This is a genomic window from Candidatus Thermoplasmatota archaeon, from assembly GCA_035541015.1.
Lineage (GTDB): Archaea > Thermoplasmatota > SW-10-69-26 > JACQPN01 > JAIVGT01 > DATLFM01.
On sequence record DATLFM010000101.1, the window covers coordinates 22540 to 31447 of the forward strand.

The following is an 8908-nucleotide window of genomic DNA, read 5'->3' on the forward strand; positions in this document are numbered from 1 at the left end:
CGCTTATATCGTTTGCCACCGACCGGGGTTCGTCCATGAGCCGGGCCGCAGGCATCGTCGTCGTCCTTCTTGCCGCCGCCTTGGCCGGCTGCGTGGCGCCCGCGGATGCTCCAGCACCGGATTCGGCGGCTCCGGCGGCCCTGCTCCGGCCGCTGTCGGTTCCCGCGTTCGACGGGGCCCGTTTCGTCGCGGAGCTCGAAGCGTTCGTGGACGCCTTCCCGCAACGGCAGCACAACCTGCCCGACCACCTGGGTTCCCGCGACGCGCTGGCGGTCGCGCTGGCCGAGGCGGGGCTTGCCGTGTGGCGGCAGAGCTTCGAGGGCTCGCGCGTGCCGGGCGAGAACGTGTGCGGCCTTGCGATCGGACTCGTGGAGCCCACCGCGTGGATCATCGTCGGCGCGCACTTCGACACGATCACCACCGGCGAGCGCCGCCTGGGCGCCACAAGCCCGCTTGCGGCCGCAAGCCAGGGCGCCTACGACAACGGAGCCGGCACGCGAATCGTGCTCGAGCTGGCGCGCGCGTTTGCCCGGCAGGACCTGCCGCGCTCCGTCGCCTTCTGCTTCTTCGACCTCGAGGAGTGGGGACTGGAGGGAAGCGAGGCCATCCATCGCGCCATCCGTCCCGGATCGGCAAGCTTCCCGCACGCGGTCGAGCGCGTGCACGCCATGCTCAACTTCGACATGTTTGGCATCGTGTGGCCGGTGCGAACGCCCGTCGTGGCGATCACGAACTCCGAGACCCTCTTCGCGTTTGGTCGCGAGGCGGCGCGGGCCGCCGCCGTGCCGGAGGACCTCTACGTGCGGGGCTCGGGCAACGACGTCGGAGGCTCCGACCACGAGCACTGGATCGAGGAAGGCGTGCCCACGTTGTACTTCTCCAGCCAATTCGACCACCTCGGCGCCCCCACGCCCGTCCCGCACCCGTTTCCGGTCCCCTACACGCCCGTCGGCGCCTACCCGTTCTGGCACCAGGCCGACACGATGGAGACTCTCACCGCCATGGCCGGTGGTCCCGACATGCTGCGCGCAAGCTTCGTGACGGCCCTTGCCGTCTCCGCCGGGACGCTCGCGCAGGCCTTGCAAGCCGACGCGCTCGATCCCCGCTAGGGTGCGCGGAACCGCAGCCAGAGCCCAAGGAGCGGCCCGGCGCAGGACGCGCCCACCACGTTTGCGCCCACGACGATCGCGTCGCCCACGGGCGCCCCGTAGGCGATCACAGCGTCATGCCAAAGCCCAGAACGAGCGTCATGGCCGGCACCAAGCCCGCACCTAGGCCCGCGCGAAGCGGTAGAATACGCGCCCGTCGGGAAGGTTCACGATCCGGAGACGGACCCGTTGGCCGATGCGGAGCTGCTCGTGGGTGGCGCCCTCGATTCGCGAGAGGATCCGAAGCGTGCGCCCGGGCGCCTTGGCGGAGCCGGCGGTTCCGCTGGGCCCCGCGGAGCCGATGGGCTGGGCGGCAAGCTCGACCACGGCGATCGTAAGCGGCATGTCCCTCTCCATGCCGTAGGGCGCTCCCTTGAGGAGAGCCGTGTGCGCAAAGACCGTGCCCTCGGAGGGAAGCTCCACCCATTCGAGGTCCTCCGACGAGCAGTCGGGGCACACGGCGCGCGGCTGCCAGTGGAGCGCCAAGCAGCGCCTGCATCGTGTCGTCGTGAGCTTCCCCGCGCGAAGGTTGTCGAAGAACGGGTGGATGCGCGTGTGCTCGGCGCCCTGGAGCGGATAGAAGTCGAGAAGGTACGGAAGCTCCGCGGCCGGGTTCGGGACGACCGAGGTCATGTCAGGCCCCCCCTCGGCGCGTCGCCGTAGATCAGGATGCTGTGCGCGTTGGCCGAGCCGGACAGGTTGTGCGCAAGCGCCACGCGAGGCTCCTCCACCTGGCGCTCGCGGGGAACCTTGCCCTGGAACTGGCGCACAAGCTCGACCGCCTGCGCGACGCCCGTCGCGCCGATGGGGTGCCCGCGCCCCAAGAGTCCGCCGTCCGTGTTCACGGCCACCTCGCCGCCGACCATCGTCTGGCCGTCCCGGATGAACGCGGCGCCCTTGCCCTTCTCGGCAAAGCCGAGGTCCTCCGTGAGGATGATCTCGCTGATCGTGAAGCAATCGTGGATCTGCGCGACGTCCACGTCGCGCGGCGAGGTCCCCGTGAGCGCGTGCGCCTCCTTCGAGGCCCGCCGCGCCGCCTCCCACGTGGTGTAGCTCGGGAAGGACGCGAGGTTGTGGCCCTCCACCGCCTGCGCGCCGCCCCACACGTACATCGGCCGGTCTGTCAGCCGCCTCGCGCGCTCGGCCGTGGTCACGATGACGCCGGCCGCGCCGTCGGTGATCCCGCTGCAGTCGAGCAGCCGAAGCGGCGGGGCGATCTCGACCGACGACTCGATCTTCGCCTTGTCGAAGGCCTTCGGGTAGTGCGCGTAGGGGTTCGTCGCCGCGTACCGGCCCGCCTTGACGCGCACCTGCGTGAGGTCGTCGCGCGTCGTGCCGTACTCGTGCATGTGCCGCTGCGCGCACAGCGCAAAGAACGGGGGCGCCGAGGCGCCGTGCACGCCGTCCCATTCGCGGTCGAGCACGCAGGCCATGCTGCTTTGGATCTCGGCCGGGTTGGGGATGTTCATCTTCTCGACGCCAAGGACGAGCGAGACGTCGGAGAGGCCCGTGGCCACGGCAAGCCAGGCGCTTCGGATCGCCGCCTGACCGCTTGCGCAGGCGAGCTCGACGCGCTGGATCATGCGCCAAGGCTTCACGCCCACCTGTTCTGCGGCAAGGGGCGCGACGTGGCTTTGGAACGCGAAGCGCTCGGGCTCGGCCGCGCCCACGAACAGCGAGTCGACCTCCTTCCGATCGAGGCCCGGCACGTCCTCGAAGGTCGCCTTGCCCGCCTCCTGGACGAGCTCCTTCCACGTGGCGGCCCGCACGCCAAACTTCGTGACGCCGCCGCCGACGATGGCCACGTCGCGCATGCCAGCGGCATCACGGCGCGGAGGATATAACAGTTCGCGCTTCCCTGCCCGCCGCATGACCGCGGGCTGGCGCCTCGCGTACCTGTACGTCGGAAGCTCCCGCTTCGCCGACGACCTCGCGTACTACCGCGACGTGCTGCGCGCGCCGCTTGCCTGGAACCTCGAGGGCTTCGGCGCGCACGTGGCCGCCTTCCGCTTCGGCGAAGGGCCCCTCGTGCTCCTGGCCGACCACCGGCCCGCGGGCACCTGCATGCCCGTGTACGCGGTGCCCGATCTGGAAGCGACCGTCTCCGACCTTCGCTTGCGCGGTTGGTCGCCACGTTCGGGCCCCTTCGAGATCCCGCCGGGTCCCTGCTACACGTTTGCCGATCCAAGCGGCAACGAAGTCGCGATCTACGAGGAAGTGCGGCCGCGGCCGTTTGAGGAATGAGGTTTTACTGCGCAACTGCGCAGTAACTAGGATTTCTCGGCCAGCCGCGCCGTCACCGTGCGCGCGCCGCGCCGGCCCTCCACGCGCAGGCGCACCACGTCGCCGGGGCGGCGGCTGCGGATGCGAGCGACAAGCGCCGGCGCGTTCTCGACGGGCTCGCCGTCCATCTCGCGCACGACCTCGCCCTCGGAGAGCATGGCCTCCTCCGCGGGCGAGCCCGGCTCCACGGACACGACGACCGCGCCCTCGCCCTCCTGCGGCGTGGCCGCGCGCAGGCCCATCCACGGGCGCACGACGCGACCGTTGGCGACAAGCTCCTCCACGACGCGACGCACCGAGTTGGCGGGGATCGCAAAGCCGATGCCCTGCGCGTACGGGATCACGGCCGTGTTGACGCCGATCACGCGCCCCTGCGTGTCGAGAAGCGGCCCGCCCGAGTTGCCCGGATTGATGGCGGCGTCCGTCTGGATGAGGTCCTCCATCGTTCCCTGCGGTCCCTCGAGGCTGCGATGCAGCGCCGACACGACGCCCGCGGTCACCGTGGGCCCGGACAGGAGGAGGCCGTAGGGGCTGCCGATGGCGACGGCGATCTGCCCAACGCGCAACGCGTCCGAGTCGGCAAGCGTAAGCGAGGCGGGCTCGCCGTCGGGCAGGCGCAGGAGCGCAAGGTCGCTCTCGCGGTCGCCGAAGGCGTAGGCCGCCTTGGCGCGCCGCCCGTCGGAGAGGACGACGCGGGCGCTCTTGGCGCCGTCGATCACGTGGTGGTTCGTGACGACAAGCCCGCGGCCGATGCACACGCCGCTTCCCACGCCCGCCACGGGGAACGGGCGGCGGCGGGCGTCGCGGGCGACCTGGACCGTGGCGATGGAAACCACAGCGGGCGTGGCCTTCTCGACGACACCCGTGATGGCCGATTCGAGCGCGGTGAGCATGCCATCACCCAATGGGGCGTGCGGGGGCTTCGTGACTGGCCGCGCGGCCAGCCGGTCGCGCGACGCGGGCGGGCGTCGGGCGGCAGGCTCAAGGCCCGGCGCTGGAATCGTCGCGCGATGGCGCGCCTGCCCTTGCCGATCGCCGATCTTCTCCGCATGCTCGGCTGGTGGCGGGAGGCGGGGCTTCCCATCGAGGCCGTCCGCGCGCTTCCCGACTTCACGCGGGAGGAGCTCGCGGCCATGGCGCGCCTGCCGGTTCGCGACCTCTTCCTCGCGGCAGCCTTCCTGCACCTGGCGCCCCGATGGGAATCCGGCGAGCTTCGGGAGTTCGCGAACCGCACCGGATTGGCGACGCTTGCGGGCGATTCCTTCGACGTGGACGACCTCGCTTCGCGCGTGGCGGCGCGACTCGGGTGGCGCGCCGACGCGGCACGGGCGGCCGTCGCGTCGTGGGCCGACGCGCTCGCGGAGATGGGCGCGTTGTCGCGGCACGGCGGGCGCTACGCCGCGACGGGCCGGTCGCCGCCGGCGCTTGGCGCGCGCGAGCGCGCGTTCTTCGAGCGCGAGTTCGCCGGTGAGGCCGCGTTCTATCGAGCGTGCCTCGAGGCGCTGCCCGAGGCGCTCGCGGGCCGTCCGCGCATCGACTTCTCGCCCGCCTACGAAGGCTTGTGGGCGGGCGTCCTCGGGGGGCCCTCGGCCCGATTCGTTCGCGAGCTTTCGCTTCGGTTCGTCGCCTGGAACGGGAAGCGCGTTCTGGACGTGGGCGCCGGGCGCGGCGACGGGACCGAGCAGATCCTGCGCACGCACCCGGACGCCTCGGTCGTCGCGCTCGACGTCACGACGGCGCACCGGGACGTGATCGAAGCGCGCGTGGCCGCGCTCGAAAAGGAGACAGGCCGCGGATACGACCTTGCGATTGCGCCGCCGGACGCGTGGGCGCTTGGACCCTACCGCGGCTTCGGCGCGCCGCTGCCCTTCGACGACGGCTCCTTCGACGGCGTCCTCGTGGCGCTCACCGACCCCTTCGTTCCCCCGGAGGTCGCGCCGTTTGCGTATCGCGACCTCGCGCGCGTGCTGCGGCCGGGCGGCGAGGTCCTCCTCGCAAGCGCGCCGCGGCCGGAGCGGCCCCGGCGGTTTGCGCAACGCGACGAGGTGGCCGCCCACCTTCTCTTCCACGAGCTTTGCGAGCGGGCGGTGCGCGGGTTCCACGGCTTGCGCGCGCACGACGAGCTCTTGGAATTGTGCTCCAAGGCCGGCTTCGCGCCCGAGCGGCATTTCGAGGGAATGGTGTGGGTGTTGCGCAAGCCGCCCTAGCCGGCGGCGTCGGTCAGACGGTCGCCATCTTTCGGACGATCTCGGATCCGACCTCGCTCATCCGCGCCGTGCCGCCGAGGTCGTAGGTCAGGACCTTGCCCTCGGCGCAGACGGCTGCGACGGCGCTCTCGATCGTCCTTGCGGCCGCAAGAGCCTTGTCGTCCCCGTATCGCTCCCCGATCCATTGGAGCATCATCTGGCCCGCGAGGATGCAGGCGATGGGGTTCACGCTGTCCTTCCCCGCGTGTTTGGGGCTCGAGCCGTGGATGGGCTCGAACATGGCGTGCGCGTCGCCGAGGTTGCCGCCCGCGGCCATGCCCATGCCGCCCTGCAGCACGCTTGCGAGGTCCGTGACGATGTCGCCCAGCATGTTCGTGGCCACGCAGACGTCGTAGTACTCGGGTTGGCGCACGAGCCATTGGCAGTAGGCGTCCACGAAGGCGTAGTCGCGCTCCACGTCCGGATAGGAGGATTGCCCGACCTCGTCGAACACCTGGCGGAAGAGCTGGCTTCCGCGCAGGACGTTTGCCTTGTCGATGGACGTCACGCGCTTCCTTCCGTCCTTGGGCGCCCCGCGGCCGCGCCGGCGCGAGAGCTCGAACGCCTTTCGGATCACGCGCTCGCATCCCTTCCGCGTGATGACGTTGTTGTCGATGGCGACCTCCGTCACGCCGCCGCGCGTGAGGGCGCCGTGCGCGTTCGTGTAAAGACCCTCCGTGTTCTCGCGGAGGATAACGAGATCGACGTTCTGGGGCTTCCAGACGCTCTGCAGCTGGCCGCTGATCGCGTGGCGCACGCCGGGATAGAGCTTCGTCGGGCGCACGTTTGCGTAGAGGTCGAGGCCGAACCGAAGGCCGAAGAGGACGTTGTAGCCGGCGATGTTGCCGTCGGGAAGGTCGATCCCGGGCCAGCCGACGGCGCCAAGGAGGATGCCGTCGGACGCCTTGCATGCGGCGAAGGCCTCGGGCTCCCACTCGCGGCCCGTCTTCTTGTAGTGGAGCGCGCCGCAGGGGAACTCCTGGAAGCGAAGCGCGAGACCGTGCCGCTCCTGCGCGGCTTCGAGCACCCGGCGGGCTTGCGCGACGACCTCGGGGCCCGTGCCGTCGCCGGGCAGCAGCACCACGTCGTAGGCGGCCTTCGTCATGCGGCCGGGAAACCGGCGGCGACGCAAAAGGATTTGGGCCACGCTTCAAGCGTAGCCCATGAACCGCTCGTACAGGACGTCGGCCGCGGGCACGCCTGCGTCCCGCAGCGCCCGGAACGTGTCGCCGACGAACGACGGCGTGCCGCACAGGTACCACTTCGATCCCGGCTGGTCCTTTGCCGTCTGGGAAAGGAGCGTCGCGTCGATGCGGCCCGTGCGACCCTTCCAGCCGTCGCCGGGCGAGGGACGCGAGATCGTGTGGACGACGCGGGCGCGGGCGTTTGCGGCGGCAAGCGCGTCGATCTCCGTTCGGTAGGCGATCTCCTCGGGCGTTCGGTTGCTGTACAGGAGCGTCACGGGCAAAGCAAGCGCGCGATCCGTCGCGTATTCGAGCATGCCCTTCAGCGGCGTGATGCCCACGCCGCCGGCCACGAGCACCGCCGGGCGCGATTCGTCCAGGACGAAGTGGCCGTAGGGCCCGTCGATCTCGACCTCGTCACCCGGGGAAAGGGCGGCGAAGGCTCGCTTCCATGGGCTGGCGGACAGGCGCGCGCCAAACTCGATGTGCGGCCGCGTGGGCGAGGAGGCCATGGACATGGTGTACTCGACCGGGCCCTCCTCCGTCCCGATCTCGAGGCCCACGAACTGCACGGGACGGAAGCGGAAGTCGGGCGGTTTCTCCACGCGGATTCCGTGAACGCTCGGCGTGAGCTTGCGCGATTCGAGCACGCGCCCGCGGAAGATCACGTCACGCAGCATCGGCCCCCGCGGGCTTAAGGACGAGGTTGGCCAACGGCGGGTCCGCGCGTGAACAGGACGTCCCGAAGTTCCGCGCGAAACGGCGACGGGGCCAAGAGAACCTTTATGCCTCCACCGGCCGCCTGCCCGCCGCGAGGAACATGCGGACGCGGTGGATCGTCTTGGCGCTGGCCATCCTCGCCGCGCACGCCGTGGCGCAAGGCAATCCCTCGCCGGACGAATTCTACCTCTCACGCATCCAGCCGTCCCACGACGATCCGACCGGCATGCTCGTGGTGATCGTGCCACCGGCGGCCGTCCAGGCATCGATCCACGAGGGTCCCGATCTTGAGTCGGTGGAACGCGCCGTGGAAGCCATCCGCGAGGCCATCGACTACTGGGACTGGTCGCTTCGGCGCGCCGAAACCGCGCACCCGCAGCTTACGCGTGTGACGTGGACGACAAAGGTGCTTGGAATCGACGCGGCGGCAGACGACCTTTCCCGCGCCCGGATCGTGGTCACGACCGCCTTCGCCGGCGACCCCCTCCCCTTCGCCGCCATGGTGGGGTACGGCTTCCCCTTGCCTTGGGGGGAGCTTGTGGAAGCCGATGGCGCGACGCATTGCGCCGTCATGCTCTTGCAAGCGGGCGCGAAGACGGGGGACCGCCTCGACGTGCGCCTGCGCAACCTCGCGCTGCACGAGTTCGGGCATTGCCTTGCGGCCGGGCACACGGGCGACGAGAAGATTGGCACCTCGGCAAGCCGCGTATGCAGCTACCGGACGGGCCTTTGCTACGCGACGCCCAACGCGGGTCGCGCCGACGTCGATCTCCTGTCGTTTGTGCGCGGCACCGCGCGCATGTGCCTCTCGAACCTCAACGTGCAAAGCGTGGCGGACGCCTACACGCATCTTCCGGGCCCGTGGAGGGCCCACGGCTACGAGACGTACATGCGCAAGTCCGACTACGAGCAGGCCTGCATGCCGTCGCTGCTGGAGCGCTTCTGAAGCGCAACCGGAACCGGCCCCCACGCCGGCCTTGCGCTCAGTCTTCCTTGTGGTTGGCGTGCGCGGGCAGGTTCTGCACCTCGTGCTTGCGCCCGCCGGATCCGGAGGCTCCAAGCTTCCGCCGGACGATGTTGACAAGCCCGCCGGCCTCGAGGATCTCCACCGCCTTGTCCGTAAGCGGCGTCGCCGCGAAGCGTTTGCCGCTTGTGCGGTTGACCACCTCGCCCCGGACGAGGTCGACCTCGACGACGTCGCCCGTGGCGATCCCGCCTTTGAGACCTCGCGCCTCGAGGACGGGCAAGCCGATGTTGATGGCGTTCCGGTAGAAGATGCGCGCGAAGCTTTCGGCCACCACCACCGGAACCCCGGCTCCCTTGATCG

At 70.5% G+C, this 8908-nt stretch carries 10 protein-coding genes; 4 read left to right on the top strand and 6 right to left on the bottom strand.

Annotation, left to right across the window (positions count from 1 at the left end; genetic code table 11):
* The first annotated feature begins 35 nt into the window (after window positions 1–35).
* Complete coding sequence (locus tag VM681_09880) at window positions 36–1109, top strand: M28 family peptidase (GenBank protein HVL88292.1); 1074 nt, start codon at window positions 36–38, stop codon at window positions 1107–1109.
* A gap of 162 nt (window positions 1110–1271) precedes the next feature.
* Here VM681_09880 and VM681_09885 read toward each other — a convergent pair whose 3' ends face one another.
* The gene (locus VM681_09885) at window positions 1272–1781 is read right to left on the bottom strand and encodes an OB-fold domain-containing protein (GenBank protein ID HVL88293.1); all 510 of its coding nucleotides are present in this window, start codon (window positions 1779–1781) and stop codon (window positions 1272–1274) included.
* Window positions 1778–2962: a 3-ketoacyl-CoA thiolase gene (locus VM681_09890; GenBank protein ID HVL88294.1), complete on the bottom strand. Its 1185-nt coding sequence runs from the start codon at window positions 2960–2962 to the stop codon at window positions 1778–1780. Before VM681_09890 ends, VM681_09885 begins: the two co-directional genes overlap by 4 nt.
* 55 nt (window positions 2963–3017) lie before the next feature.
* On the opposite strand from VM681_09890, the gene VM681_09895 reads away from it, so the two are divergent.
* The gene (locus VM681_09895; GenBank protein ID HVL88295.1) at window positions 3018–3392 is read left to right on the top strand and encodes a VOC family protein; all 375 of its coding nucleotides are present in this window, start codon (window positions 3018–3020) and stop codon (window positions 3390–3392) included.
* 26 nt (window positions 3393–3418) lie between these two features.
* Here VM681_09895 and VM681_09900 read toward each other — a convergent pair whose 3' ends face one another.
* A complete protein-coding gene (locus VM681_09900) occupies window positions 3419–4324 on the bottom strand; it encodes a trypsin-like peptidase domain-containing protein (protein HVL88296.1) in 906 nt (301 codons plus the stop codon).
* A gap of 117 nt (window positions 4325–4441) precedes the next feature.
* Here VM681_09900 and VM681_09905 point away from each other — a divergent pair, with 117 nt between their 5' ends.
* The gene (locus tag VM681_09905) at window positions 4442–5638 is read left to right on the top strand and encodes a class I SAM-dependent methyltransferase (protein ID HVL88297.1); all 1197 of its coding nucleotides are present in this window, start codon (window positions 4442–4444) and stop codon (window positions 5636–5638) included.
* Window positions 5639–5651: 13 nt separating this feature from the next.
* Here the strand turns inward: VM681_09905 and VM681_09910 are convergent, their stop codons facing one another.
* Complete coding sequence (locus tag VM681_09910) at window positions 5652–6782, bottom strand: isocitrate/isopropylmalate dehydrogenase family protein (protein ID HVL88298.1); 1131 nt, start codon at window positions 6780–6782, stop codon at window positions 5652–5654.
* A gap of 45 nt (window positions 6783–6827) precedes the next feature.
* On the bottom strand, window positions 6828–7541 hold the full coding sequence (locus tag VM681_09915; GenBank protein ID HVL88299.1) for an FAD-dependent oxidoreductase: 714 nt from the start codon (window positions 7539–7541) through the stop codon (window positions 6828–6830).
* 140 nt (window positions 7542–7681) lie between these two features.
* On the opposite strand from VM681_09915, the gene VM681_09920 reads away from it, so the two are divergent.
* The gene (locus VM681_09920; protein ID HVL88300.1) at window positions 7682–8527 is read left to right on the top strand and encodes a hypothetical protein; all 846 of its coding nucleotides are present in this window, start codon (window positions 7682–7684) and stop codon (window positions 8525–8527) included.
* A gap of 37 nt (window positions 8528–8564) precedes the next feature.
* Here the strand turns inward: VM681_09920 and VM681_09925 are convergent.
* Window positions 8565–8908, bottom strand: a 344-nt coding sequence (locus tag VM681_09925; protein HVL88301.1) for a hypothetical protein, incomplete at its 5' end; no start/stop codon positions are given.

Excerpts from the sequence above, each read along its gene's own strand:
- VM681_09880 (HVL88292.1), top strand. The coding sequence starts at position 36 with ATGAGCCGGGCCGCAGGCATCGTCGTCGTCCTTCTTGCCGCCGCCTTG.
- VM681_09885 (HVL88293.1), bottom strand. The coding sequence starts at position 1,781 with ATGACCTCGGTCGTCCCGAACCCGGCCGCGGAGCTTCCGTACCTTCTC.
- VM681_09890 (HVL88294.1), bottom strand. The coding sequence starts at position 2,962 with ATGCGCGACGTGGCCATCGTCGGCGGCGGCGTCACGAAGTTTGGCGTG.
- VM681_09895 (HVL88295.1), top strand. The coding sequence starts at position 3,018 with ATGACCGCGGGCTGGCGCCTCGCGTACCTGTACGTCGGAAGCTCCCGC.
- VM681_09900 (HVL88296.1), bottom strand. The coding sequence starts at position 4,324 with ATGCTCACCGCGCTCGAATCGGCCATCACGGGTGTCGTCGAGAAGGCC.
- VM681_09905 (HVL88297.1), top strand. The coding sequence starts at position 4,442 with ATGGCGCGCCTGCCCTTGCCGATCGCCGATCTTCTCCGCATGCTCGGC.
- VM681_09910 (HVL88298.1), bottom strand. The coding sequence starts at position 6,782 with ATGACGAAGGCCGCCTACGACGTGGTGCTGCTGCCCGGCGACGGCACG.
- VM681_09915 (HVL88299.1), bottom strand. The coding sequence starts at position 7,541 with ATGCTGCGTGACGTGATCTTCCGCGGGCGCGTGCTCGAATCGCGCAAG.
- VM681_09920 (HVL88300.1), top strand. The coding sequence starts at position 7,682 with ATGCGGACGCGGTGGATCGTCTTGGCGCTGGCCATCCTCGCCGCGCAC.